Below are 25,742 nucleotides of genomic sequence, written 5' to 3' on the forward strand. Positions count from 1 at the left end.
GTCACCGGACGCTTCTTCTGCGAAGGCATTGACAACAGTCCTGACCGGCAGAGGGAAGGGGAAGTCTACCGCCTCCAACTTAAACGAAACAAGGCAGAACTAAGCAGCGACACGCTACTAGGAACCGCTGTAGACCAGACATATCGACGATGCCAAGTTCGATCCGGGCAGATCGCACGGCGGAAGGTTAAGGGCTTCCGGATTAGCACCTCTGGCCCGGGTCCCCACCTGTACTGTCCCCGCGACACCGTCGAACGGGGGGCCATCCAGATCAAAGCGTCGGCACCGCGTAGCGACCGGAAAGGCAAGTGCGCCATCGCCCCCTCCCGAATGCGCAGAAAGCTCATACCTCCGGCGTTGGATCACGCGCTACTCCGAGCTCGAGGACACAGGACACAGGACACAGGACACAGACTATCCACGGCGTGTACGCCGGTCGGCACCGTGACCTATCCATCGTGACGTTCGACCGTGCCGAATCTCAGGGGACGCCTTCACTGCGCCGAGCAGCGAGATGGAGGCCAGGGGTCGCTTCGTGCGCTTCGTCGGTTAACGGCTGCGCAAGCATCCGAAACCAGGACTACGCGGTAGCCCTAGTGGACCGCATCCCGTTCCCGGGCTGCGCCCTCGACGGTCACATTGGTGGCCACGCCGCCGATAGAGAGGACCGCGTCGATCCCGCAACCGATCAGCCCGCGCCTACCCCGACCGGGCCGCGTCTGACGTCGGATTCCGAGGCGGAGCGGGCCTCTTCTCAGTCGCCGGGGTGAGGTCCATCTGTCAGGTTCTGCACGCAGGTGGTCATGATCTCGCGAAGTCGAGAGATCTGAGACCTACTGATTCCAGCCAGCATTCGATCTTCGATGCGATCGGCCGCCTCCTCGCATCGGTCGAGCACGTCGATTCCGGCGTCGGTGAGGTAGTTGCGCAGGATACGTTGCTTGTCGGGATCGGGGTGACGCTCGATGTACCCGCTGCGCACGAACGCGGCAACCATGACCTGCATCGACTGAGCGGTGACGAACGAGCGACGGGCAAGCTGGGCCGACGATAGTCCAGGGTTCCGCTGCAGGATGCTCAGCGCTGCGTACTGCGGCGTGGTCAATCCTTGAGCCTGCATGGCGGCATCGAGGTCGCGACGGACTGCGGACTCGAGCCGTTTGACCAGATACGTCACCCTGGCCGGCGTTCCGTCGACATCCTGGGCGGTCCCATCCTCGAGTGCCTCGATAGTCATGGTTGACAGGTTATCAGAATCACTGATACTTTCAATATCAGAGTTTCTGATACAGCGCGGGGCTTCTTGACCAGCGCACTCACTTGTGTCGCGGCCGCCAGGCCGGACGATCGAACGGAGACATCCATGTCCGACAACACCAACGAACCCTGGGGTAACACCGTCCTCGTCGAGTTCGACGAGCACCGCATCGCCTGGGTCCGGTTCAACCGCCCGGACAAGCGCAATGCGATGAACCCGACCCTCAACCGCGAAATGTTCGCCACCCTTGATCATTTGGAGGATGACGACCGCTGCGCCGTGGTGGTGCTGACCGGCACCGACGACGCCTTCTCGGCGGGTATGGATCTCAAGGAGTACTTCCGCGAGACCGACGGCAAGCCCCGTTCGGTGCAGCACCGGGTGCGGGGTGAGGGCACGAACTGGCAGTACCGCAAGCTCCTCAACTACGCCAAGCCCACCATCGCGATGGTCAACGGGTGGTGCTTCGGCGGGGCGTTCGTGCCGCTCGTCTCCTGCGATCTGGCGATCGCGTCCGAGGACGCGACGTTCGGATTGTCCGAGGTGAACTGGGGCGTCACCCCCGGCAACCTGGTCACTCGCGCGTTGGCGGAGACCATCCCCACCCGCGATGCCATGTTCTACATCATGACCGGGCAGCACTTCGACGGAAAGCGCGCGTCGGAAATGCGTTTGGTCAACGAGGCCGTGCCCGCCGATCAGCTCCGCGCCCGCACCATCGAACTCGCCCTGCAGCTGACCAGCCTGAGCCAGTGGGTGGTCCGCGGGGCGAAGATGGGCTTTAGGCACTCGCGGCTGATGTCGTGGGAGGCCGCCGAGGACTATCTCTACGCCAAGCACGACCAGGCGATCCTGTTCGACACCGAGGCACGTGAGCAGGGCATGACCCAGTTCCTCGACGACAAGACGTACCGCCCGGGCCTGGGCACCTACGCCACCACCGCGGAATAGGAGAACGCCGATGACCTCCACCACCGAATCCGCCGTGGTGACCGTTCCGCTGCGCATCGGCGGAGATCCGGTCGACGCCGCCGGCGGTCGCTTCATCGTCAAGACACGCCGCCTGACCGGCGAACCGATCGCCCGGGTCGCGGCCGCCACCCGTGCCGACGCCGAACGCGCCGTCGACGCGGCGGCCGACGCCGCCGCCGGGTGGGCCGCCACCTCCCCCGCCGCCCGCCGGCAGGTCCTCGAGCGGGCCGCCGAACTCCTCGACGAACGCAGCGAGGCCATCTCGGCGATGATGGGCAAGGAGATGGGCGCCGCCGCCTCCTGGTGCCATTTCAACGTCCATCTGGCGGCCGGGATGTTCCGTGAGGCCGCCGCCCAGGTCTATTCGACGGTCGGCCAGGTCATCCCCTCCGACGTGCCGGGGCTGACCGCGCTCGCCGTGCGGGAGCCGGTCGGGGTCGTGGTCGGCATCGCACCGTGGAATGCGCCGGTCATCCTCGGTGTCCGGGCGATCGCCATGCCGCTGGCCTACGGCAACACCGTGGTGCTCAAGGCGTCGGAGGAGACCCCGGCGACCCATGCCGCCATCATCGAATGCCTCATCGACGCCGGCATCCCGCCCGGTGCGGCGAACCTGGTCACCAACGCCGCGGAGGATGCCGCCGAGGTGGTCGAGGCGCTGATCGCGCACAAGGCGGTGCGGTGCGTCAACTTCACCGGCTCCACCACGGTGGGACGCATCATCGCCGAGAAGGCTGGGAAGCATTTGACGCGAACGGTTCTCGAACTCGGCGGGAAGGCACCGTTCGTCGTGCTGGCCGATGCCGACCTCGAGGCCGCGGCCGCCGCGGCATCGTTCGGTGCGTTCATGAACCAGGGCCAGATCTGCATGTCGACGGAGCGGCTGATCGTCGACCGCGCGGTTGCCGCCGAGTTCACCGCCCTGTTGGCCGAGCGGGCCGCGCAGCTCGTGGTCGGTGACCCGGAGGATCCGCGCACCCAGCTGGGTCCGCTGGTGCACGAGGGCGCCGTCGCGCACGTGCAGGCGTTGGTCGCCGATGCGGTCGCTCAGGGCGCCACCGTGGTCACCGGCGGTGTGGCGGACGGCCTGTACTACCCGCCCACCGTGCTGTCCGGTGTCACATCGGCCGCCCGTATCTACTCCGAGGAGTCGTTCGGTCCCCTCGCCCCGATCATCGAGGTCGATGGTGTCGACGAGGCGGTGCGGGTGGCCAACGACTCCGACTACGGGCTCTCCGCCGCCCTGTTCACCGGTGATGTCGGCCGGGGCCTGACCCTGGCGCAGCGGATTCAGTCCGGGATCTGCCACATCAACGGCGCCACCGTGCACGACGAGGCGCAGATGCCGTTCGGTGGGGTCAAGGCCAGCGGCTTCGGGCGTTTCGGCTCGTCCGCGGCTCTGGAAGAATTTACCGAACTGCGGTGGATCACCGTCTCCAGCGACGACCGCCACTACCCGATCTGACCGGGAGAAATTTTCGATGGACGCCTTCTCCACCCCCGCCCCGGACTCCGGTCCGGGAGGATCCGCCGGCTTCACCGGCCTGCGCTACGGCGAGCTCGTCGAGCGCCGGGCGCAACGTCAACCGCACCGCACCGCGATCATCTGTGGCGACGAACGGATCTCCTACGGACAGCTTCTCGACCGGATCCGGGCGGCGGCGGCGTTTCTGACCGCACAGGGGGTTCGGCCCGGCGATCGTGTGGTGTGTTACTCGGAGAACCGCCCCGAGATCCTGATCGCGCTCTATGCGAGCTCACGGATCGGGGCGGTCTTCACCCCGATCGGTATCGCCTCGCCGCCCGCCGATGTCGGCTACATCCTGCAGGATCTGTCCGCACGCGTGCTGCTGGTGTCACCGGCGACCGCCGACGCCGCCCGCCAGGTGCCCGGCATCGACGGCATACCGATCCTGGCTCTGGACAAGGGACGTGACCTGGCAGTGCCGCACCTGCCGGCGTACGTTGCCGGGCCCGCGCCGGAGCACCGACCGGCGGCGGACTCCGAGGCGCTGATCGTCTACACCTCGGGAACGTCCGGGCACCCCAAGGGGGTCACCCTCAGTCACGGCGCACTGTTCTTCAACGGGGTCAACACCCTGCTCGGACTCGACATCGTCGCCGACGATGTGACGCTGGTGAACACCCCCCTGTCGCACGTCGCGGCGTTGAATACCCTCGCGGTCGCCACCCTGTACAAGGGCGGCACGGTCATCCTCGACAGCAAGTTCGACGCCGGTCGGTGCCTGCAGCAGATCGAGCAGTTCGCGGTCACCACCATGTTCGCGGTGCCCTCGATGCTCACCCTGATGGCACAGGATCCCGGTTTCGCCGGCACCGACACCTCGAGTCTGCGGTGGATTCTCGGCGGCGGCGCCCCGATGCCGCCGGAACTGGTGGCGTTGTGGGCCTCGCGCGGTGTCCCGGTTCTCGCCAGCTACGGGCTGACCGAGGCCGGACCGTCGGTCAGTTTCCGGCGGTCCACCGACGCGGCACTGAAGTCCGCATCATCCGGGCCTGCGGCGCTGCTGACGGATCTGCGGATCGTCTCCGACGACGGCCGCGACCTTCCGCCCGGCCAGGTCGGCGAGGTGCTCGTGCGCGGACCGCACATCGCCTCCGGCTACTGGGGCAACGAAACCGCGACCGCCGAGACGTTCCGACAGGGATGGCTGGTCAGCGGGGACCGCGGCTTCATCGATGTCGACGGCGATCTGTGCATCACCGGGCGGTCGAAGGAAATCATCATCACCGGCGGGGAAAACGTGGACCCCGCCGAGATCGAGCACCTGGTCGTCCAGTATCCCGGGATCCGCGATGCCGCCGTCGTCGGCCGCCCGGACCCGGTGTGGGGTGAGATCATCACCGCGGTCATCGTCTGCGACGACACCGTCGAACTCGAAGCGCTGCAACAGTTCCTGCGCCCACAGCTCGCGAAATTCAAGATCCCCCGCGTCCTCGAACGGCGTGAGAGCTTGCCCCGCAGCCCGGTCGGCAAGCTCCTGCGCCGCGAACTGACCCCCATCTCCCAGGACACCCCCGTACAGCGCTGACCCATCCGCCACCGGAACGGGTGCGCCACACCCCCAGCGCGCGGTCGGTGATTTCGCCGGTATACGGCGAGACCCCCGGCGGCTCCGCACGCCGGCGGATCGAGGCAGAAAGGCCTTTCCCATGAGTACACCCACACCCGATTCCTCTTCTACCGGTTCCCCCCGTATCGCCGTCGTCGGCGGTGGTATCGGCGGAGTGGCGGCAGCAGCGTTCCTGCACCGGGCCGGTCTCGACGTCACCGTCTACGAGCAGGCACCCCAGCTCGGGGAGGTCGGAGCCGGACTGGTCGTCTCCCCCAACGCGGTGCGGATGATCCGCCGGCTCGGCCAGTTCGACACCTTCCTGGCCAAGGCGGTCCCCCTCGAGGTCGGCTGGGAATTCCGACGCTGGCAGAACGGGGAGATCCTCTCCGCCGAGCAGCTCACCGACAACTGCGAAGCCCTGTACGGCGAACGGTCCTACGTCGCGCACCGCGCCGACGTGCTCGACTCGGTCCGCGCGGCAGTCCCGCCGGAGCTGATCCGATTGGGCATGCGGTGCACCGGCATCGAACCGCACGCGGACGGGGCGCGCCTGCACTTCGGCGACGGGTCCGTCGTCGACGCCGACGTCGTCATCGGCGCCGACGGGGTCCACTCGGTCATCCGCGGCGCCATCACCACCCCCGCGCCCGCCGAGTACTCCGGGATGTGTGCGTTCCGGGCGCTCGTTCCCGCCGCGGACGCACCGGCGTTTGCGCGCCGGCCGGTGCAGACCCTGTGGATCGGACCGGACCATCACCTCGTGCACTACCCCATCTCCGGCGGCAAGGCCGTCAACATCGTGGCCTTCGCCCCCGCCGGTGACTTCACCGACGAATCCTGGAGCGCCACCGGCACAGTCGAAGAACTGCTCGCCGAGTTCGACGGGTGGGATCCCCGGCTGACCGATCTGGTCACCGCGGCCGGGACGCCGGGCCGGTGGGCGCTGCTCGACCGCGCACCACTGGACCAGTGGTCGCGGGGTCGGGTGACGCTGCTCGGTGATGCCGCGCATCCGATGTTCCCGTTCTTCGCCCAGGGGGCCGCCCAGGCCATCGAGGACGGCGCCGCGCTCGCCCAGTGCCTGGCCGCGGACACCGCCGATCCCGGTCGGGCGCTGCGCACCTACGAGGAGATTCGCCTGCCCCGCACGACGAAGGTCCAGCAGCTCAGCCGCGGCCGCAAGGAGATCAACCACCTGCCCGACGGGCCGGAACAGATCACCCGGGATGCCGGACTCGCCCAGCAGGATCCCCTGGTGGCCAGTGGTTGGCTCTACGGATACGACGCCGAACTGGCCGCACGGGAGGCGTACGTCCGATGACGACCTTCGAACATGTGACCCTGCCGCAGCGGGTGCTGTTCGGCACCGGACGGGCGGCGCGGAACCTGGCCGCCGAGGTCGAGCGGCTCGGCGCGCGAGCGGTCATGGTGATCGCCGGCCCCACCGAGCAGGCGATCGCCCAGACGGTCACCGAGCACATCACGGTGGCCTTACGCTACGACGACGTCGCCCCGCACGTGCCGATCGGAAAGGCGGAGAAGGCCCGGGCCGCCGCCACAGAGCATGGAATCGACCTGCTGGTCTGCATCGGTGGCGGGTCGACGACCGGCCTGGCGAAGGCGATCGCCCTGACCACCGGGCTGCCCATCGTGGCCGTCCCGACCACCTACGCCGGTTCGGAGGCGACCAACGTCTGGGGGCTGACCGAAGATTCCCGCAAAACCACCGGGGTCGACGACAGGGTCCTGCCCGTCACGGTCGTCTACGACGCGGACCTGACCAGTTCGCTGCCGGCCGAGCTGTCGGTGGCCTCGGGTCTGAACGCCCTGGCGCACAGCATCGACTCGATGTGGGCGCCGCGCGCCGACCCGATCAACCAGGCGTTGGCCGCCGAAGCGATCCGCACCCTCAACACCGGGCTGCCGGCCGTCAAGGCCGACCCCGACGCCATGGCCGGGCGGGAGGACTGCCTCTACGGCGCCTACCTGTCCGCGGTGGCGTTCGCCTCGGCGGGATCGGGAATGCATCACAAGATCTGCCACGTCCTCGGCGGCGCCTACAACCTGCCCCACGCGCAGACCCACGCCGTCGTGTTGCCGTACGTCCTGGCCTTCCTCGCCCCCGCCGCACCCGCCGCCGAAGCCCGGATCGCAGCCGCCCTCGGCACCGCACGCGCGCTCGACGGTCTGAACACACTGCGTGCAAGGCTCGACGCGCCCACCGCCCTGGCCGATCACGGGCTGACCGAGGACAACATTCCCGAGGCCGTCGCACTCATCCTGCCGTTCATCCCCGACACCACCCCGCGCCAGGTGACACCGGGCAACCTCGAGGTCCTGCTCCGCGCCGCCTGGGCCGGGGACCCGCCCTCATCGGAAGGCTTCCCGTCATGACGTCCCGCACCGTCGACGAGACCGCCACCAGCAACCCCGAACAGCGCCGACGTGAGGAAGAGCTGACCGCGAAGGTGATCGCCAGCTTCGACGGCGCCGACAACGAGCGGTTGAAGGTGGTGTTGCAGTCGCTGACCCGACACCTACACGCCTTCCTGCGCGAGGTGCGCCTGACCGAGGACGAATGGAACACGGCGATCGAGTTCCTCACCGCCGCCGGGCACATCACCGATGACCGGCGGCAGGAATTCATCCTCCTCTCCGATGTGTTCGGTGCGTCCATGCAGACCATCACGATGAACAACGAAGCCGAGGGCGAGGCCACCGAGGCCACCGTCTTCGGGCCGTTCTTCGTCGAGAATTCGCCCCGCATCGACCTCGGTGGCGACATCTCCGGCGGCGCCCCCGGCCAACCCTGCTGGATCGAAGGCACCGTCACCGGACTCGACGGTTCCCCGATTCCCGGCGCGCGGATCGAGGTGTGGGAGGCCGACGAAGACGGGTTCTACGACGTCCAGTACCCCGACGACCGGGTCACCGGCCGCGCTCACCTGTTCACCGACGAGCTGGGCCGGTACTCGTTCTGGGGTCTGACCCCGACCCCGTATCCCATCCCCCACGACGGTCCGGTCGGCGCGATGCTCGCCGCGGCGGGCCGCTCCCCGATGCGCGCGAGTCACCTGCACTTCATGGTCACCGCCGTTCGGTGCCGCACCCTGGTTACCCACATCTTCGTCCGTGGGGATGCACTCCTGCACTCGGACAGCGTGTTCGGGGTCAAGGAGTCGCTGATTAAGGACTTCACCGAACAGCCGGCGGGAACACCGACCCCGGACGGCCGGGAACTGGGCGGCCGCTCCTGGTCACGGACACGGTTCGATATCGTCCTACCACCCACTGCACCGTGATTCGTACTTGGTTTGCATACGTGTACCGACACCACTCCAGCCGAGTGTCCGCGGAATTATCCCCAGCGGCAGAAAGCACCGAGGACGCCGCATGCACCAGTGAAGAGCTATCCGAACATCTAATCTACCTATATCAGTATTACTGATACATATACGCGTTGAGAGGGACCCCCCGATGAGCCACTACCGCAGCAACCTGAGGGACATCAGGTTCGATCTGTTCGAACTGCTCGGACGCGACGGCGTCTACGGTTCGGCGCCGTTCGCGGACGTCACCCCCGACGCCGCCGACACCGTGCTCGACGAGGCGGAGCGGTACGCCACCAACAAGCTGGCGCTGTCCTTCAGCGACGTCGACCGCGCGGCCGTCACCTTCGACCCCGCCACCCACAGTGTCCGCCTGCCGCAGGACTACCGCGCCACGGCCGCCGACTACCTTTCCTCCGGCTGGCTCGACCTCGACCTGCCCGAGGACTTGTCCGGGCAAGCCGTCCCGCCCACCCTGCGCTGGTGCGTCACCGAGCTGATGCTCGGCGCGAACGCGGCGATCCCCCAGGGCCTCAACGTCATTCCGCAGGTGGTGCGGCTCCTGCACAAGGAAGGCACCGAACCGCAGCAGCGTCTGGCGGAGCTGATCACCGAACTCCAGTGGATGGTCACCATGGTGCTCACCGAGCCCGACGCCGGCTCCGACGTCGGCGCCGCACGCACCCGGGCGATCCCCCAACCGGACGGAACCTGGCACCTCGAGGGCGTCAAGCGGTTCATCACCTACGGCGATCACGACCTGACCGACAACATCGTGCACATGGTGCTCGCACGCCCGGTCGGGGTGGACGGTGCCGGCGGACCCGGCACCGCGGGACTGTCCCTGTTCGTGGTCCCGAAATTCCACTTCGACCCCAGCACCGGTGAACTCGGCGAACGCAACGGTGTCTACGCCACCGGCCTCGAACACAAACTCGGCATCACCGGAAGCCCCACCTGCGAAGTCACCTTCGGCCGAGAACAGCCCGCGGTGGGCTGGCTGCTCGGTGACCGGCACGCAGGCATTCAGCAGATGTTCGAAATCATCAAGCATGTCCGGATGCTCGTCGGGGTGAAGTCGATGGCCACCCTCTCCACCGGCTACCTCAACGCCCGCGAGTACGCCCTCGACCGGGTCCAGGGTCAGCCCCTGGTGCGCACCGACACCGCTCCCGGTGCCGTCCCGATCATCGACCACCCCGACGTGCGCCGTTCCCTGATGACCCAGAAGGCCTACGCCGAGGGCATGCGGGCACTGATCCTCTATGCCGCGTCCCAGCAGGACCGCATCGAGATCTCCCGTGCACAGGGCACGCTCGACACCGAGGCCGATGCATGCCATCAGCTGCTGCTGCCGGTGATCAAGGGATTCTGTTCCGAAACCGCCTGGCGGATCCTCGGCCAGGAAAGCCTGCAGATCTTCGGCGGCTCCGGGTTCCTCGAGGACTACCCCCTCGAGCAGTACGTCCGCGACACCAAGGTCGACACCCTCTACGAGGGCACCACCGGCATCCAAGGATTGGATCTGTTCAGCCGCAAGATCGTGCGCGATCGCGGAGCCGCCCTCGAACGACTGCTCATCGATATGGACAAGACCGCCGACGACGACAGCAACGACACCTTTGCCACCGAACAGGCCCTGCTGCGCGGCGGGATCGACGCGGTCCGCGACATGCGCACCCTGCTCACCGACCGCTGGGGCACAACCGACGACAAGGACCGGCGTCCCCTCGCCGCCCAGGACACCACCCGGCTGCTCCTGCAGATCGGCAACCTCGCCTGTGGCTGGTTGCTGCTGCGCAGCGCGCTGATCGCCGACGAACGCACCGCCGCGGCCGCGGCCGCCGATCGCGACTTCTACCTGGGCAAGGTAGCCACCGGCAGATGGTTCGCCCGTCACGTCGTCGCGACCATCCCGGCGGAACTGGTCAGCATGCACCACACCAGCAGCGACCTCGTCGAGCTTCCTCGCACCGCCTTCTGACCCGCCCGCTCGACCGCCTGCGTATACCAGCGCACGCAGCAAGTGAGGTGCGAACCACAGGCCCCTGAGGGTGGACAACAGCCTCCACAACGGGCCGGGCTAGTGGGCGGTGAGGGGGTCGGTCAAGTACTGGTGCAAGTCGATATCGGAAGCACGCGTTCGGCAAGCGGTATCCTGGGTGAAGTCAGCGGGAGGTGTGCGGTGATGAAGCTCTTTCTGCCGCGGCGAAGAGCCGATGAATCGCAATAGTCGATGCCCGACGTCGATCCATTCGCGACCCAATACGACCTCCCTGTTTCCGTCACCGCGGAGCTGGCTTCGATTGGGTTCGAAGACGCCCACGAGATCGGCCGCGGCGGGTTCGGTGTCGTCTATCGCTGCACTGAAACTTCACTCGACCGCACCGTCGCGGTCAAAGTCCTCACCGCCGATCTCGACGAGCAGAACCAGGCACGGTTCCTGCGCGAGCAGCGTGCGGCAGGCCAGCTGACCGGGCACCCTTACGTCGTTGATGTCCTCCAGGTCGGCGTCACCAACCACGGTCGGCCCTTCATCGTCATGCCTTACTACGCTCACGACTCGCTCGAGGCGCGGATCCGTCGCGACGGACCGCTCCCCCTGGAGGCGGCGCTGCAGCTCGGGATAAAAATTGCCAGCGCACTGGACACGGCACACCGACTGGGGATCCTTCACCGAGACGTCAAACCCGGCAACATTCTGCTTTCCAACTACGGTGAGCCCGCTCTGACCGATTTTGGTATCGCTCACATCGCCGGCGGATTCGAGACCTCCACCGGTGTCGTAACGGGGTCGCCCTCGTACACCGCCCCCGAGGTCATATCCGGCGAGCCTTCAACTGCCGGCGCGGATGTCTACGGTCTAGGTGCCACGCTGTTCACGGCGCTCACCGGGTATGCGCCCTTTGAACGCCGCAGTGGAGAGCGGCTGGTGGCGCAGTTCCTGCGAATCACTAGCGAACCTGTTCCGAATCCCCGCGAACACGGGATTCCGGAGGACGTAAGCGTCCTCATCGAAGGTGCAATGTCCAATGAGCTGCGGAGCCGACCCACGGCTGCCGAACTGGCTCAGCAACTCCGAGGCTCCCAACTTCGACTAGGCGTCCCGGTCGGCAGCGCTGCTTCGCAACCGAAGCCGGGAGTGGAGTCGAAAGCCAAGTCGCGCGGTGGACCGATGGCCCCTGCGGCAGCCGAAGCGTCGGGCAGGGGCGCGTTCCCGACAGTAACTGAATCACGTCGACCGGCCTCCCCTCCGCTCGAGTTGACCAGTTTCATCGATCGTCGCGAAGAACTTGCCGAGGCGAAGAACTTGCTGTCGACCTCGCGGCTTGTCACCCTGAGCGGAATTGGCGGAGTGGGAAAGACCCGATTGGGGTTGCGAGTCGCTGCCAAGGCTCACCACGATTTCCCCGACGGCGTGTCGCTGGTGGAGTTGGGCGAGTTGCGCGACGAGTCATTGCTGGTCGATGTAGTGGCGGCCGCTCTGGGGTTACGTGATCGGTCGGCCAGACCCGTCCACGAGGTGCTCGTCGACTATCTCATTCCACGAAAGATGCTGCTCGTGCTGGACAACTGCGAGCAGTTGGTCGCTGCGGCAGCCGAACTGGTCGAAACCTTGCTCCGCGCCTGCCCTCACGTGCGGATTCTCGCCACCAGCCGCGAGCCCTTCAGCATCGGCGGAGAAGCAGTTCTCACGGTTCCCCCACTGCCGCTTCCCGATCCTGACAACCTGCCGAGGAGGCTGTCTCGCGACGACGCGATGTCGTTGTTCGTCGATCGGGGGGCCACGGCCGTCCCGGGGTTCGAACTCACCGATGAGAACAAGGTCACCGTTGCGCGAATCTGTCGAAGGCTGGACGGGTTGCCACTACCGATCGAGCTAGCTGCGGCCCGATTGCGGGCGATGGCACCCGAACAAATCCTTCAGAGGTTAACCGACCGCTACGCTCTATTGACCCGCGGGAACAGAAGCGCGCCAACGCGGCAACAAACCTTGCGGTCGTGCATCGACTGGAGTTTCGAGTTGTGCACCGCGCGTGAGCAAATGGTGTGGGGACAGCTGTCGGTGTTCGCAGGAAGCTTCGAACTGGAAGCGGCGGAATGGGTGTGCGGCACAGACCCAACCCACGAAGAACTGCTCGACACGGTCACATCCCTAGTCGAGAAATCCATTCTCATCAGAGAAGAACACGGCTCGGTCGTGCGCTTCCGAATGCTCGAAACCCTCCGCGACTACGGTCGGGCGATACTCGAGTTGACGAACGAGGACACGTCATCTCGTCGCCTACACCAAACCTGGTACGAAGCTTTGGTACTTGAGGCGCAGGACCAATGGATCAGCCCACGCCAACTCGACTGGGTCACCCGATTGGAGCAGGAACTTCCGAACATCCGCGCGGCACTCGAATTCTGCGTGAAAAACGATTCCGGCGCCGGCCTCCGCACAGCGTCCGCACTCTGGCTCTTCTGGGCCTCCCAAGGCCTCTACAACGAAGGCAGACGCTGGCTCGACGACCTCCTTGCCCAGCAATCTGGACCGTCCACCGTCGACCGGATCAAGGCCCTCTTCGTCGACAGCTTTCTCGCCGGAGTACAGGGCGACGTTCCAGTGGCGAGGGCCCTTGTAGACCAGGTGCGAGCACTGGCCGACCAGGCGACCGACCCCATTGTGCACGCGCACCTCGCTCTCGCCGACGCGTATTTGACATTATTCGGCGAGAATCTGTCCGACGCCCGCACATCACTCAAGAATGCAATCTCGGTCTATACCGCACAGGGCGACCTCCTCTTTCAAGTCATCGCTCTCGGGCTCCTCGGCATACTGCACGACCTGCAAAACGATAGAGAAGAAGCAATCGAATGCTTAGGGCACGCACTCGCAATCACCGAAGCGCGAGGCGAATCCGTCTACCGGTCATACGTGCTCTGGGCCCTCGCCGTCGCTGTTTGGCGGAACGGCAACCGAACTAAAGCAATTGAATTACTCCGGCGAGCGTTGCAACTAGACCAATTGGTCAACGACCCCCTCAACGCCAGCGTCTGCCTGCAAGTATTGGCCTGGATAACCGCCGAAGAACACAACGCTCGGCGCGCCGTCGTGTTGATGGGAGCTGCAGAGGCGCTCAGCCGGTCAGTGGGGAGCCCGACAGTGGGAGTGCCCGGACTGCATGCGCACCAGGACAAGTGCGAAATTGAAACGCGCCAGAGCCTGGGAGATCGGGTGTTCGCCGCCTCTCGCGAAGATGGCGCCGCCCTCGCCTTCGACGCCGCCGTCACCTACGCGCTCAGCGAACAGATCCAGCCTTCTTCGCGTCCTTCGGGCGCCCCGAATAGATTGACGAAGCGGGAACGGGAGGTAGCAGATTTGGTCGCGGAGGGGCTCACCAACAGAGAGATCGCTGCGCGTTTGGTGATCTCCCCACGCACCGCGCAGGGACACGTCGAGCACGTACTCACTAAATTGGGATTCACGTCACGAGCACAGATCGCAGCATGGGTGGTGGAATCGAAGCCTGCACGTTCCTGAGGTTCGGAATCGGCGCGTACGTACCACCAGTGCTGCTCGTTCAGGACTGGTGACGAGTGTATGGCGCCGCTCGTGAGCGATCGTCACCACCGCGAGGGCTGTCGATGTGGGGGCCGCGGATAAAGATGCCGTCGAGGACGATCTCGTACGCCGCGTGTATTCGCGCCTCGGTCGCGGGACTGTCGATTCGTTCGCCGCGTGCGACGACTTGGTAGTAGGAGACACCGGCGATGAGGTCGAAGCACGCTTCTACGTTTAGGTCTGGCCGAAGCATGCGCCGATCGATGCCCGCGCGCAATGCCTCTTCGAGTACGACTCGCCGGCGGGTGGTGTGTGACTGCCAGTAGACCTTCTGGAGGGTGGGATCGGTCATGGCGAGCCGGATCCGGTGGCGAAACCGCTCGTGCGGATAGTCGGCGACCTCACCGCTGGTCGCCGCTCCGGTGAGGAAGTCGAGGATCGCTTGGCGGAGGTCGCCGTCGGTCGGAATCGGCGGGTGGTTGATCATGCCGACGTCGAGAGCTGCGGCAATGAGGTGGTTGAGTGATTTCCAGCGCCGATAGATGGCGGCGCGACCGACGCCGCTTCGCTCGACGATGTGCGCCGCGGTGACGGGTGTGCCCATGTCTATGAGCTCGAGGACCGCGTGGAGGATCTGCCCGTCGATCTCCTCGTGGCGTGGGCGCCCGGGGCCGCGCCCGCGGTGGTTCTGGCGCGGAGCGGGCGCGGGCGCGGCATCGTCGAGCGTCGTCATGCGGTGAGTGCCCGCTCACGCAGCCGTGCGATCGTTGCGTCATTGAGGCCGGCGGCGCGAAGCGGGGTAAGCGGATCGCCGTGGCGCGCTCGTAATTCGTTGAGCAGGATGTGCATTGAGACGTCCATGGGTTCGTTCGGAAATTGCGTCGTGCCATCCCAGTTCACGCCGAGTCGCTGCATGAGTAATGAGGTCCTGGGGCGCAGGCGTTCCAGGACGGCGGCCATGTTGGCATCGGTACGGGCGTAGTCGGTGACGATCTGTTGGTCGGTGGCGCCGAGCGCGAGGAGAAGCGCAGCAGCAAGGACACCGGTGCGGTCGCGGCCGGCGGCGCAGTGGAAAGCCGTTGCGCCTGGTGTCAGTGCGATGATCGACAGTGCGCTCGCAAGTTGTGGTGCTGCAGTTTCGAACAGGCGGACGTACAACTCCCCGATCGCTGCGTACTCGAGCACGAACGCGCGCTCGTCGGACGTGGGTAGATCGGAATGGACGCTCGCCACGAGTGACAGGTGATGATACGAAACTCGATGCTCTGCGAGGGGGCCACGTCCGGTGATCGCAACCTCGTCGTTGGTGCGTAGGTCGATGACGGCGGAGAGGCCGCCGTCTACGAGCTCGCGTGCGGCCTCCTCCGTGACGAGGGAGAGGTCGTCGGCGCGGATCGCCAATCCCTTGCGCAGGGTGCCTCCGGCGATCGGGATGCCGCCAAGATCACGCAGATTGACGGGGACGGTCGGTACGATGTCAACGGTCATGGTTAGGTGATTTTCCTTCGGATGAGCGCGCTGCACTGGTCGATCACCGTGACGAGCGCGATTATGCAGATGATGATGGCGCTGAGATGTCCGTAGTCGTACATCCGCATCGCCGTGGTGAGTTCGAGTCCTATGCCGCCGGCACCGACGAGCCCGAGAATGGTGGCTCCACGCACATTGCCCTCGAAGAGCAGCAGTGTGTACGACACGAGTACGGGTGCGGCTTGCGGCAAGATTCCGTAGCTGATTACCTGGCGTTTCGAAGCGCCCACTGCCTGCATCGCGATCACGGGGCCGCGGTCCACGGACTCCATGGCCTCGGCATAGATCTTGCCGATCGAGCCAACTGACCCGAGCGTCATTGCGAGGATGCCCGCGAAGGGTCCGAGACCAACCGCCGAGACGAACATTAGCGCAAATACGAGATCGGGGATCGATCGGATCACATTCATTGCCCACCGTGTGGGGTAGTACAGCCATGGGGGTGCGATGTTCGAGGAGGCCGCGAGCGCGGCGAGCAACGACAGTCCAGCACCGAGAACTGTACCGACCACGGCCATCTGAAGTGTTTCGACCAGCAGTTCGAGGATGGTCCCGAACTTTGCGAAGTCGGGCGGGAACAACCGCGATAGGAACTCGCCCATGTTGATCGAGCCCTGGGCGAGCATGGTGAAGTTGAACTCGGCTCCCGAGAATGACCAGAGCAGTATGGCCAGCGCTACCGGAACACTGGCGAGGAAGCGCGTCCGTGGGATGGAGAACGCACGCTCGAGGCGTCGACGCTCGGCGGGGTCGAGCTTGTCGGGCGCCCGCGCCGTCTGCCGGTTTGCGGCCTGAGAGAGTTCAGGCGAGGTCGCGGTCATCGCGGTGCTCCTCGTGGTAAAGCACGGACAGTTTGTCTGCGTCGAGCTCGGCAGTGGGGGCTGAGATAAGCATTTCGCCGCCTCGGAGTCCGATGATGCGATCGCTGTGCGTGAGTGCGAGTGGGAGTACATGCAGACTCACCAGGACCGGAATGGCATGCTCGTTGGCGATTTCGCGCAGGAGTACGAGTACGGAGTCGGCGAGCGTTGGATCAAGAGAAGAGACGGGCTCATCGGCGAGGATCACGCTAGGTGATTGCATGAGGGCGCGAGCGATCGCAACGCGCTGTTGTTGGCCGCCGCTTAGCGGGCGCGCCTGGCTCTTTGCCTTGTGGGACAGGCCGACCCGGTCGAGGTAGTGCAGTGCGAGCTTTCGGTGCTCGCTGGTGAATCCGCCGACTAGGTTGAGCGGGCCGGCACGGTGTAGTGCACCGGTCAGCACGTTGTTCAGCACGCTCATCCGCGGGATGAGATTGAACTGTTGGAATATCTGTCCCACGTTCGCTCGCAGTCGCCGCAGTTCTCCCGCCCGCAGAGCGGTGAGATCGTGACCTGCGATCTGTGCGACGCCACCCGTGACAGGGGCAAAGCCCGTGAGGCTCTTCATGAGCGTTGACTTTCCCGATCCTGACGACCCAAGCAATGCCACCATCTCGCCGGGGTGGACGTCGAGATTGACGCCGCGCAGAATCGTGTGGTCACCGTAGGCGACCTGCAGATCACGTACGGTCACGACGGGTGCCACGGCTGTAGGTCCCACCGGGATAGGTTCCAGCACGGGTATGGCTGGCACGCCACTCACTTGAGGTCTCCCAGGTCCACGCCGGCAACCGCGGCGATGTCGACGAAGGGGCCGAACACCTTGGGGTCGGGATCCGCAATCATGGTGTGGCCGACGGTGCCGGACGCCATGGCGCCGAGTGCCTCCCTATTTTCCTCCGCGAACACCTTCGGAAGCGCCTCCTGCAGCGATAAGCGTGTGGGTTCGTCGAGCGATTGCCTCGCCAGCACGGTGGCCATCACCGGCATCGAAGGACTTTCCCCGATTGCGCGCCACTCCCCCGCTGCGAAGGGGAACGCCGGCGCTCCGCGCTGCGTCAGCACGATCGCTGTACATGCCGCGTCGGCCTGTCCCTGGCGAAGGGCCGCGAAGCTTCCCTCGTGCCCGCCCGAGAACACGCTGTCAAAGTCCTTACCCTGTTCAAGGCCAGCTTCATGAAGCATGTACACGGGCATGAAGTACCCGCTGCTCGACGCTTGATCCGCGAATGCGATCGTCTTGCCGCGAAGATCATCAACTGTCTGCACCGGCGAATCATCGAGCACGACGCACGTCGATACCGGATCACCGTTGCCTTCCCAGGCCACGAGTGCGTCGACGTCGCCGGTGTTCACCGCAAGGGCCGAGGGAAACCCACTCATGAACCCGATATCGACATGTTCGGATCTGATCGCCTCGACCACGCTGAGATAGTCGGGTACATCGACGATCTCGACTTTCCGGCCAGTCTCCTTCTCGATCAGCTCGCCGAGGCTCTCGATCGGGTTGGCGGTCGTCGGGTCATCACCGAGTGGGAGTGTTGCAATTGTGATAGGCGCGAGGGCGGAATTCTCGCTGTCGGTGCGGGAAACCTGACAGCCGGCAACTGCGAGTAGGGCGGTGAGACACAGTATGCCTATGGGCGCGGCATGAATACGCATGATGTCCTTCGTTGAGGGGCAAAGCTCCGTGGGCACGGACACCGGGATTCAATCCTCAACAGGTGACGTCGAAATACGAGAACGCGGTACCTCAAATCGAACGCCAGGTGAACGCTCGATTACCGGATCAGTTGATGCCGGGCGGCGCCTCCGTGGACGCGGCACTGCGGTTCTCGACTTCTGGTTAGGATCGCGGGCCTAATCGAGCGTTTTCTACGACTCTGAGTTTCAGATATTTCTGCTTGGTGTGTCCGTTGTCTCGCCCGCGGACTCCGGGCGGTCCGCCGCACGGCACGCCGCCGAAGCCGCGGTCGACACCGTCACCGAATCAGGGCTACCTCAACGTGTCCCCGGTCAGCGCTTGGTCGCCGGGCGCGTGGCCGGTGCAGGTCCACCGCGTCGACGTGATCGTTCTTCCCCTCAACCGTGGTCGATCTGGTTCCGTTTCCAGCTCCCGCCCGTCAATCCGTACATGCGGTTCTCCCGCAACGGCAACGGCCGATACGCTCCTTCCCGCAACTGCGCAGCCAACTCGTCGAGCAGCCGCTCGATCCCGTACTGCTCGACCTCGACCAGAGTGGTCTTGTCGGCACCCGGTGCGCCATTGTTGGCACGCACCGCCACCCACGCCCGCCACAGAACGCCTCTGCGGAAGACGTTGTCCCGTAACGAATGGAACCGTCGCCGGGGATCGGCCTTGGCCGCCCGGTAAAGCGCATGATGAGGATCTCGAACCGGGTCCAACCCGGACCCCACCGTGGCGGAACTAGCCATCACCGGCACTCACCAGGCCCCTCTCAACGAACACGACACATCGACGGAGCAGCGGCCCTTCCCTCACCGACGGTTCTGTTGTCCGCTCGGCTCGATCGGTACTACGACCGCCTCCGACTCCCTCCCGACAGGCCACCCATTTCCCGAGGTCATCGGTTATAGGGCACCACCCTCCGGCGACATATTTCCGCAGGTCGCCGGGCCGGGGAGGGCCTCACCAGTCCCGCCGTCACTATCCGAACGTTCCGCACCCCATACGCCGGGGAGTTCTTCGACCCTTGCGCATCCAGGTCTTCAGCGTCTTCCATGGCCTTCACCGTGATGCTGGCGGCTCGGCACTCCCTGTGGTGCCCACCCGAAGGCGGGTAGTTAACGACGCCGCAGGCTTCGCTTCATGCTACGGACCGATCGGTTGCTCCCCCTTTGAAGGGCTCTCGACACTGGGCTTCGACCCCGCAGGTTTCCCACGAAGCCGCCAGTCTGCTACCGGGCCCCCTGACAGCTACCCGGACCGGACTCACACCGGCAAGCGACGACGAGCTTACGAACACAGGTCACCTACACAAGGTCACCTCCATTCCCTGGTCGCGCAACAAAGTACTACTAGGTGCGCCGCAGGGGCACTTCTCACCCGGTGGTAATGGGTAGCGGCTGAACCATTCATCTGATCTGGGGTTTAACATTTGCATTCCGGCTCATTGAATGTTGCAAAACATAATAAGCTGCAACATATTTCGCCGCTCGATTCCTATGGTGATCACTGCCGGCGTGTCGGCAGATCCTGTTCTTGTTGCCGACTCGACTCATCGTTGTGTGGGTCCGGCGAGTTGTTCGAGCATGTAGTGGGCAGCGTGGTCGACCTTGCTGCGCCACGCTGCTATTGCGGCGTCGACGTCGTGTGCGTGGATTGCGTCGAGTAACTGTCGGCCGCCTTCGACGATGTCGTCCTTGGGATATTGGTAGTTCAAGCCCATCGTGGTCACGAACAGCCGGACTTGCAGGGTGAGGCGCACGAACATCGCTTCCGTTCTCGGCATGTGCGCGGCCCTGGCCAGTTCGTCCTGCAAGTCGAGGTCGATGAATCCTGTGATGAGGCTCGTGCCCTCGGTTGCGTGGCGAACGACTTCGTCGTGGAGGGCGTCGAGGCGGTGGGGAAGTGGTTCGTCGCTGGCGGCGAGCCTGCGGATCAGGGTGGTGCCGAGGAATGCGCGGGCGGTGTAGGTCTCCGACACATCGCGTTCGGTGGGAGTCGGGATCCAGGAGCGCCCGCTGTCGTCCTGGTTGATCAGTCCTTCGTCGGCGAGCTGCTTCAGTGCGTCGGCGACGGCACTGCGGGGCAGTTGCACGCGGGTGGCGAGCTTGCGCTCGGCGATCTTGCCGCCGGCGTGGAGTGTCCCGTCGGCCATGCTCTCGTACAGGCCGCGGACGACGGCTGCCTGTGTCGGTAACGATCCCTCTTCTCGTGTGACAGTTTGAGTCAGTGAACCGAAAATTGGGACAATGCGGGACCAGGTGAATGGTCCTTCCGGTTGGCGATACCAGGAATGGATGAGTCGTTGGACTTCGAGTAGTTCCGGCAGTTGGCGGGTGTCGATGTTGTCGGCGAGTGGGTGCAGCTGTGCAAGCCACAGGTCGTGGGAAACGACGACTACGTCGATCCGGGGATTACGGGAGAGCCACCGCTCCGCTGCGGTGTCGGGGGTGAAATCCAGAAACAGGGTCATGCTGCGATCGGTCGGTGTGCCGTCGATCGCGCGACGAAAGAGCGTGGTCGTGGCCTCGGTCGGTGCGAGGCGGTGGGTGCCTTTCTCTCCGGCGAGGGCCGCGCACAGCACCGTTTCGAGGGGATCGGTGACGGAGGTGGATGGCGCCCGGCGCCGCCGGTGTGCCCCCCGGGTCTCGGCGGGCGCGTAGAAGCCGAGTATGCGGCGATGGGGGTCGATGTGGACGAATGCCAGCAGAGCGCTCTGGTCGGCCAGCATCGGCGCGTCGCCTGGTCGGGCCGGTGGGAACGTTTGTCGCCGGATCCGGCTGACTGTCGTCTGACTGATCCCGGTGGTCTCGGCGATCGAACGGGTGGTCCACTTTCCGGCGGGCGGTTCGAGCAGCGACGTGGTCACGATCGCGTGCATGACCTCCTGCGGATACCGCGGGCGTCCCGAGCGCTGGGCATCGTCGAGTCCGGCCAGTCCATCCTCCTGAAACCGCCGCTTCCACCGCATCGCGGTACGAAAGCTCACCCCGGCGCGACGCGCTGCCTCGGCGACGCTCACCTCGGTGCAGGCGAGCACGATCTCCGCTCGCATGGCCTGGTTGCGTGTCGACTGTGCTGCCACCGCCATCCGGGCCAGCGCTGTGCGATCCCGATCGGTGATCTGCAGGAGGCTGTTCGACATCGCCAGATTATATGCCCTGATTTATGACTCAACAATGTCGATTTTGTGCGCGCATCTCGCGCAATGTGAATTGAGCGACACATACTCGTGGCCATCAACTGCACGACCCCGCGTACCTCGGTAGGTGGCCGAAGACCTCAGGTGCTTCCCCCGTACGGAGATCGCGAATCAGTCCTCGGAGGTTCGACGTTCATTGCAACGCCAGCTGAAACGCCCTGACCGGCGATTTCCGGCGCTGTGTAGCTTGCCCCTCTGGCGAAACCCCGACCTTCCCTGGCTTATCGAGGAGATCACCTTGACTACCAATGCTCTCGACGACTCGCCCTTGACTCCCTTCCACAAACGGCTGGCGCTCTTTTCCTCCGGTGGGCCCTTCCTCGACGGCTACGTGCTCAGCATCATCGGCGTCGCGATGGTCCAGCTCACCCCACATCTGGACCTGTCCACCTCGGCGCAGGGATTGATCGGTGCCTCGTCGCTCGTCGGAATCCTTCTCGGCGCCTTCGCCGGTGGCTGGCTGACCGACCGTTTCGGTCGACAGGTGCTGTTCACCCTCGACTTGGGCATGATCATCGTCTGTTCGATCGCCCAGTTCTTCGTCGAGGACGCGGTCTGGCTGTTCGTGTTGCGGTTGTTGATCGGGATGGCAGTCGGCGCCGACTATCCCATCGCGACCTCGCTTCTCGCCGAGTTCGCTCCCCGTCGGTACCGCGGGCCCCTCATCGGATTCTTCACCACCATGTGGTTCGTCGGTGCCGCCGCCGCGTATATCGTGGGCGAGCTGTTGCTCAGTGTCGACGAGAACGGCTGGCGGTGGATGCTCGCCAGCGCAGCGGTGCCGGGGATCATCATCGTCCTCGCCCGATTCGGAACACCGGAATCTCCCCGCTGGCTGCTCAAGCGAGGCCGCATCGAGGAGGCCAATGCCGCCCTGGCGACGGTATTCGGGCCGGGGGTGACCGTCGACGACCTTCCGGATGAAGAAACCGGGGAGAACCTGAACGTGGGCGCCCTGATCCGCGGCGGCTACTTCAAGCGGATGATGTTCGTGACGACATTCTGGACATGCTCGATCATCCCGCTGTTCGCGGTCTACGCCTTCGCGCCGGCCATCCTGTCCGCCCTCAACCTCGAAGGCGACCTCGCCCACCTCGGCTCTGCCGTCATCACCGTCATGTTCATGATCGGCTGCGTGGCCGCCGTACTGGTGGTCAACCGAATGGGCCGTCGCCCCTTGCTGATTCACAGCTTCGCCTGGTCCGGACTCGCCCTGCTCGGGCTCGGGGTCTTCCCGAATGCCTCCACCGCGGTGGTGCTCGTACTCTTCAGCGCGTACGCCGTCCTCATCGGCGGGGCCCAAATTCTGCAATGGGTGTACCCGAACGAGCTTTTCCCCACCGAGGTGCGAGGCTCGGCCGTCGGTCTGGCGTCGTCGCTGAGCCGGATCGGGGCCGCAGTCGGAACCTATCTGGTCCCGTTGTCGCTGACCGGTCTCGGTATCGGCGCGACGATGCTCATCGCCGCAGGCATCACGATCGTCGGAGCGGTGACGGCGGTGCTGTGGGCGCCGGAGACACGCAATCTGAGTCTCAGTGACAGTGCCTCGCTGCCGACGAAGACCGGCCAACACAGTCCAGGAACCGTCGAACCGGCCGCCTGACCCACCCGAGGTCGACCCGACAGCAGTACCGGGCACCTCGACTCTTCACCGGCCGACCGGCCGAACCAACGCTCTAGCAATGAAATCAGGAAAGGTAGATCGATGAAAGACGTCGTGATCGTCGGAGGCGGAATCGCCGGGCTGGCCGCAGGCTGGCGGCTGCGTCACTGGGACACTGTCCTGCTCGAATCCGACGAGCGGGTCGGCGGCCGCATCCGCTCCGAGCGGCGAGGACCGTACTGGCTCAACTGGGGCGGACACGTCTACGCCGGCGGAAACTCCTCGACCGCATGGCTCCTCGGCGATACCGGCGTCGACTCGGTGGCGGTCCCGGGATCGCTGACCGGGCTGGCAATGAACGGCACATTGCTGCTCAACGGCCGCGTCGAGAGCTACCCGTTCCGGGTGCCGATGCCGATGTCCTCCCGACTCGGGGTGCTCAAGTCCGGCGCCAAAGTGGGGTTGGCGGTCGCCAAGTACGCCAAGATCGTCGGCCTGCGCCCCGGCGAGGACGAGGCCACCCGCCAGCAGCGGGTCTACGACTTCATGAACGACCGCAGCTTCGCCGACTTCGTCGGGGATCTGCCCGAGGACGTCGAGGCCCTGTTCAAGCCCACCGTCACCCGCTCGTCCGGCGACATGGACCAGATCTCCGCCGGTGCCGGGGTCGGTTACTTCAGCCTGGTGTGGGGTATCGGCGGCGGCTTGACCCAGAGCATCGTCGGTGGCCCCTCGACCCTGACCGGGAGCATCGCCGCCGCGCTCGGCGACCGGGTGCAACTCGGCGCCGCAGTCGAGGAGATCGTGCACAAGAAGAACTCCGTCGTTGTCCGCTACCGTCAGGACGGGGTCGAGAAGGAGGTCGAAGCGCGCTCCGTCGTGCTGGCCACCCCGGCCACCGTCAGCCACAAGATCGCCGTCGACCTCGACAGTGACATCCGCCAGGCGTTGTCCGAAGTCAAGTACGGGACCCATGTGAGTGCCGCGTTCCTCACCAACGAGACCGAACGCCAGGTCTGGGACAACTCCTACGCCATCGCCACCCCGAAGCGATCGTTCAACGTGCTGCTGAACATGTCGAACATCGTTCGCGGGTACGAACAGGAACGCCAGCCCGGCAGCAGCCTCATGACGTTCTCCCCGGCAAGCCTGGGACGCTCACTCCTCGACCGCGACGATGACGAGATCATCAAGACCTACCTCGACGATCTCGACGACATCCTGCCCGGCTTCGCCGACACGGTCGTCGAGTCGCAGGTCCACAAGTTCCCGACCGGGGCACCCTACTGCTTCCCCGGGCGGGCGAAGCTGCAGCCCACCCTGACCCGACGCGGAGGCCGCGTCTTCCTGGCCGGCGACTACCTCGGCAGCCTCTACACCGAAAGCGCCATCGGCACCGGACTCACCGCGGCACAAGAGGTTCAGAGCCTGCTGGCCACCGACCGGCAGGGCCCCGCCCATCGCCTGCTGAGCCCGGTCTCCGCCGCCAACTGACCACATCCCAAAGCACAGCCGCCCGCCACCGGCCGCTCACCCGGCCGCAACACAAGGAGTATCCCCATGACCGCTCAGCTGCACGGAATTCTGACCGCCCTGACCACTCCCTTCGCCCCCGACGGACAGATCGACGCGAGCACGCTGCGCCGGGTCGTCGACCGCAGCATCGACGGCGGCGTCGACGGCGTCGTCGCCTGCGGGTCGACCGGCGAATTCGCCGCCCTCAGCAACGCCGAACGCCGCACGGTCGTCGAGACCGTCATCGATCAGACCGCCGGCCGCGTGCCGGTCATCGCCCAGACCGGCGCCGTCAGCACCGCCGAAGCCGTGGAACTGTCGAAGCACGCCGAGGCCGCCGGTGCATCGGTGCTGATGGTCGTCGCCCCGTACTACGAGCCCCTCACCACCGAGGAGACCGTGCACTACCTGCGGACCGTCGCCGACGCCGTCAGCATTCCGATCATGCTCTACAACCTCCCCGTCGCCACCGGTGTCCCCTTGACACCCGACCTGGTCCGGCGGCTCGCCACCGAGGCCGACAACATCCGATACATCAAGGACACCAGCGCCGACATGGCGTACGCCGGGCAACTGATCCACAACCACGGCGACGTCATCTCGACGTTCGTCGGGTGGGACAGCCTGTTCCTGGCCGCCCTCACCGAGGGCTCCGCAGGTGTCATGTCGGGGTCGGCGAACGTGATTCCGGCCCATCTGGTCTCCATCTACCAGGCCCTGCAGAACGGCGACCTGGACCGTGCACGACGCGAGTGGGCGCAGATCTACCCGCTCATCGACGCCATCACGGCCGCCCCCTACAACGCCGCGGTCAAGGCCGCTCTCGACGCCGTCGGGTTCCCCGTGGGAGGTTGCCGCAAGCCCACCCTCGACCTCGACTCCGCGGCTGCGGCAGCGATCTCGGCTGCCGCCGTGGCCCTCCCGCAGTTGTCGACGGCCAAGTAGGACGACACCACTGCCCGGACCGCGCCGCAGTCGGCGGTGTTTCGGGCGCCACCCCGAACCGAGTCCCCACCCGACGCCGATGCACGGACCGAGAACTGGGTCCCCGGCCCGGCCCACACCGCGAGCCCCATTCATGGAGGTACCTCTGATGACCATCTCACCCCCCGTCGAGGACGTGACGGTACGCCGTGCACCCGGCTCGGCGCCGCTGATCAC

At 65.6% G+C, this 25,742-nt stretch carries 19 protein-coding genes; 11 read left to right on the forward strand and 8 right to left on the reverse strand.

The window, feature by feature from the left end; translation table 11 throughout:
- Positions 1 to 754: 754 nt before the first annotated feature.
- Complete coding sequence (locus P3H15_RS47130) at positions 755 to 1,237, reverse strand: MarR family winged helix-turn-helix transcriptional regulator (protein WP_276143621.1); 483 nt, start codon at positions 1,235 to 1,237, stop codon at positions 755 to 757.
- Between the two features lie 126 nt (positions 1,238 to 1,363).
- Between P3H15_RS47130 and P3H15_RS47135 the strand changes: the two genes are divergently transcribed.
- The 8 genes from P3H15_RS47135 to P3H15_RS47170 all read left to right on the forward strand — a co-directional run bounded on the left by P3H15_RS47135 (position 1,364) and on the right by P3H15_RS47170 (position 14,163).
- The gene (locus P3H15_RS47135) at positions 1,364 to 2,209 is read left to right on the forward strand and encodes a p-hydroxycinnamoyl CoA hydratase/lyase (protein ID WP_276143622.1); all 846 of its coding nucleotides are present in this window, start codon (positions 1,364 to 1,366) and stop codon (positions 2,207 to 2,209) included.
- 10 nt (positions 2,210 to 2,219) lie between these two features.
- The gene (locus P3H15_RS47140) at positions 2,220 to 3,695 is read left to right on the forward strand and encodes an aldehyde dehydrogenase (RefSeq protein ID WP_276143623.1); all 1,476 of its coding nucleotides are present in this window, start codon (positions 2,220 to 2,222) and stop codon (positions 3,693 to 3,695) included.
- A gap of 16 nt (positions 3,696 to 3,711) precedes the next feature.
- Entirely contained in the window at positions 3,712 to 5,283 is a 1,572-nt protein-coding gene (locus P3H15_RS47145) for a class I adenylate-forming enzyme family protein (protein ID WP_276143624.1), read from the forward strand.
- 121 nt (positions 5,284 to 5,404) lie between these two features.
- Positions 5,405 to 6,628 carry an FAD-dependent monooxygenase gene (locus P3H15_RS47150; protein ID WP_276143626.1) on the forward strand — a complete coding sequence of 408 codons (1,224 nt, stop codon included), beginning with the start codon at positions 5,405 to 5,407 and terminating at the stop codon, positions 6,626 to 6,628.
- A complete protein-coding gene (locus P3H15_RS47155; protein ID WP_276143627.1) occupies positions 6,625 to 7,701 on the forward strand; it encodes a maleylacetate reductase in 1,077 nt (358 codons plus the stop codon). The genes P3H15_RS47150 and P3H15_RS47155 overlap by 4 nt, the downstream gene beginning before the upstream one ends.
- Positions 7,698 to 8,609 (forward strand): dioxygenase, encoded by a 912-nt coding sequence (locus P3H15_RS47160; RefSeq protein WP_276143628.1) that lies wholly within the window; start codon positions 7,698 to 7,700, stop codon positions 8,607 to 8,609. The genes P3H15_RS47155 and P3H15_RS47160 overlap by 4 nt, the downstream gene beginning before the upstream one ends.
- Before the next feature lie 175 nt (positions 8,610 to 8,784).
- Positions 8,785 to 10,620, forward strand: a complete 1,836-nt coding sequence (locus P3H15_RS47165) for an acyl-CoA dehydrogenase (RefSeq protein ID WP_276143629.1) — start codon at positions 8,785 to 8,787, stop codon at positions 10,618 to 10,620.
- 252 nt (positions 10,621 to 10,872) lie between these two features.
- Complete coding sequence (locus P3H15_RS47170) at positions 10,873 to 14,163, forward strand: protein kinase (RefSeq protein WP_276143630.1); 3,291 nt, start codon at positions 10,873 to 10,875, stop codon at positions 14,161 to 14,163.
- A gap of 40 nt (positions 14,164 to 14,203) precedes the next feature.
- Here P3H15_RS47170 and P3H15_RS47175 read toward each other — a convergent pair whose 3' ends face one another.
- The 7 genes from P3H15_RS47175 to P3H15_RS47205 all read right to left on the reverse strand — a co-directional run bounded on the left by P3H15_RS47175 (position 14,204) and on the right by P3H15_RS47205 (position 21,406).
- Positions 14,204 to 14,917 carry a TetR-like C-terminal domain-containing protein gene (locus P3H15_RS47175; RefSeq protein ID WP_276143631.1) on the reverse strand — a complete coding sequence of 238 codons (714 nt, stop codon included), beginning with the start codon at positions 14,915 to 14,917 and terminating at the stop codon, positions 14,204 to 14,206.
- Positions 14,914 to 15,672, reverse strand: coding sequence for a tyrosine-protein phosphatase (locus P3H15_RS47180; RefSeq protein ID WP_276143632.1), 759 nt, complete (start codon positions 15,670 to 15,672; stop codon positions 14,914 to 14,916). The genes P3H15_RS47175 and P3H15_RS47180 overlap by 4 nt, the downstream gene beginning before the upstream one ends.
- 2 nt (positions 15,673 to 15,674) lie before the next feature.
- On the reverse strand, positions 15,675 to 16,535 hold the full coding sequence (phnE, locus tag P3H15_RS47185) for a phosphonate ABC transporter, permease protein PhnE (RefSeq protein ID WP_276143633.1): 861 nt from the start codon (positions 16,533 to 16,535) through the stop codon (positions 15,675 to 15,677).
- On the reverse strand, positions 16,516 to 17,280 hold the full coding sequence (locus P3H15_RS47190; RefSeq protein WP_276143634.1) for a phosphonate ABC transporter ATP-binding protein: 765 nt from the start codon (positions 17,278 to 17,280) through the stop codon (positions 16,516 to 16,518). The genes phnE and P3H15_RS47190 overlap by 20 nt, the downstream gene beginning before the upstream one ends.
- Before the next feature lie 53 nt (positions 17,281 to 17,333).
- A complete protein-coding gene (gene phnD, locus P3H15_RS47195) occupies positions 17,334 to 18,278 on the reverse strand; it encodes a phosphate/phosphite/phosphonate ABC transporter substrate-binding protein (protein WP_276143636.1) in 945 nt (314 codons plus the stop codon).
- A gap of 378 nt (positions 18,279 to 18,656) precedes the next feature.
- Positions 18,657 to 19,010: a hypothetical protein gene (locus tag P3H15_RS47200; protein WP_276143637.1), complete on the reverse strand. Its 354-nt coding sequence runs from the start codon at positions 19,008 to 19,010 to the stop codon at positions 18,657 to 18,659.
- A gap of 803 nt (positions 19,011 to 19,813) precedes the next feature.
- Positions 19,814 to 21,406 carry a helix-turn-helix domain-containing protein gene (locus P3H15_RS47205; RefSeq protein WP_276143638.1) on the reverse strand — a complete coding sequence of 531 codons (1,593 nt, stop codon included), beginning with the start codon at positions 21,404 to 21,406 and terminating at the stop codon, positions 19,814 to 19,816.
- Positions 21,407 to 21,701: 295 nt separating this feature from the next.
- Here P3H15_RS47205 and P3H15_RS47210 point away from each other — a divergent pair, with 295 nt between their 5' ends.
- From P3H15_RS47210 to dapA, 3 genes are all read left to right on the forward strand, one after another.
- Complete coding sequence (locus P3H15_RS47210; protein WP_276143639.1) at positions 21,702 to 23,066, forward strand: MFS transporter; 1,365 nt, start codon at positions 21,702 to 21,704, stop codon at positions 23,064 to 23,066.
- A gap of 102 nt (positions 23,067 to 23,168) precedes the next feature.
- Positions 23,169 to 24,560, forward strand: coding sequence for an NAD(P)/FAD-dependent oxidoreductase (locus tag P3H15_RS47215; RefSeq protein ID WP_276143640.1), 1,392 nt, complete (start codon positions 23,169 to 23,171; stop codon positions 24,558 to 24,560).
- Between the two features lie 66 nt (positions 24,561 to 24,626).
- A complete protein-coding gene (gene dapA / locus P3H15_RS47220) occupies positions 24,627 to 25,526 on the forward strand; it encodes a 4-hydroxy-tetrahydrodipicolinate synthase (RefSeq protein ID WP_276143641.1) in 900 nt (299 codons plus the stop codon).
- The last annotated feature ends 216 nt before the right edge of the window (positions 25,527 to 25,742 follow it).

Origin of the sequence: Rhodococcus sp. T2V (assembly GCF_029269925.1) — a bacterium.
GTDB lineage: Bacteria > Actinomycetota > Actinomycetes > Mycobacteriales > Mycobacteriaceae > Rhodococcus_F > Rhodococcus_F koreensis.

What these genes read in the sequence shown, in the direction of transcription:
- P3H15_RS47135 (WP_276143622.1), top strand. Translation starts at nt 1,364, where the DNA reads ATGTCCGACAACACCAACGAACCCTGGGGTAACACCGTCCTCGTCGAG.
- P3H15_RS47150 (WP_276143626.1), top strand. Translation starts at nt 5,405, where the DNA reads ATGAGTACACCCACACCCGATTCCTCTTCTACCGGTTCCCCCCGTATC.
- dapA (WP_276143641.1), top strand. Translation starts at nt 24,627, where the DNA reads ATGACCGCTCAGCTGCACGGAATTCTGACCGCCCTGACCACTCCCTTC.
- P3H15_RS47160 (WP_276143628.1), top strand. Translation starts at nt 7,698, where the DNA reads ATGACGTCCCGCACCGTCGACGAGACCGCCACCAGCAACCCCGAACAG.
- P3H15_RS47155 (WP_276143627.1), top strand. Translation starts at nt 6,625, where the DNA reads ATGACGACCTTCGAACATGTGACCCTGCCGCAGCGGGTGCTGTTCGGC.
- phnE (WP_276143633.1), bottom strand. Translation starts at nt 16,535, where the DNA reads ATGACCGCGACCTCGCCTGAACTCTCTCAGGCCGCAAACCGGCAGACG.
- P3H15_RS47205 (WP_276143638.1), bottom strand. Translation starts at nt 21,406, where the DNA reads ATGTCGAACAGCCTCCTGCAGATCACCGATCGGGATCGCACAGCGCTG.
- P3H15_RS47170 (WP_276143630.1), top strand. Translation starts at nt 10,873, where the DNA reads ATGCCCGACGTCGATCCATTCGCGACCCAATACGACCTCCCTGTTTCC.
- P3H15_RS47140 (WP_276143623.1), top strand. Translation starts at nt 2,220, where the DNA reads ATGACCTCCACCACCGAATCCGCCGTGGTGACCGTTCCGCTGCGCATC.
- P3H15_RS47215 (WP_276143640.1), top strand. Translation starts at nt 23,169, where the DNA reads ATGAAAGACGTCGTGATCGTCGGAGGCGGAATCGCCGGGCTGGCCGCA.
- P3H15_RS47165 (WP_276143629.1), top strand. Translation starts at nt 8,785, where the DNA reads ATGAGCCACTACCGCAGCAACCTGAGGGACATCAGGTTCGATCTGTTC.
- P3H15_RS47145 (WP_276143624.1), top strand. Translation starts at nt 3,712, where the DNA reads ATGGACGCCTTCTCCACCCCCGCCCCGGACTCCGGTCCGGGAGGATCC.
- P3H15_RS47130 (WP_276143621.1), bottom strand. Translation starts at nt 1,237, where the DNA reads ATGACTATCGAGGCACTCGAGGATGGGACCGCCCAGGATGTCGACGGA.
- P3H15_RS47175 (WP_276143631.1), bottom strand. Translation starts at nt 14,917, where the DNA reads ATGACGACGCTCGACGATGCCGCGCCCGCGCCCGCTCCGCGCCAGAAC.
- P3H15_RS47200 (WP_276143637.1), bottom strand. Translation starts at nt 19,010, where the DNA reads ATGGCTAGTTCCGCCACGGTGGGGTCCGGGTTGGACCCGGTTCGAGAT.
- P3H15_RS47180 (WP_276143632.1), bottom strand. Translation starts at nt 15,672, where the DNA reads ATGACCGTTGACATCGTACCGACCGTCCCCGTCAATCTGCGTGATCTT.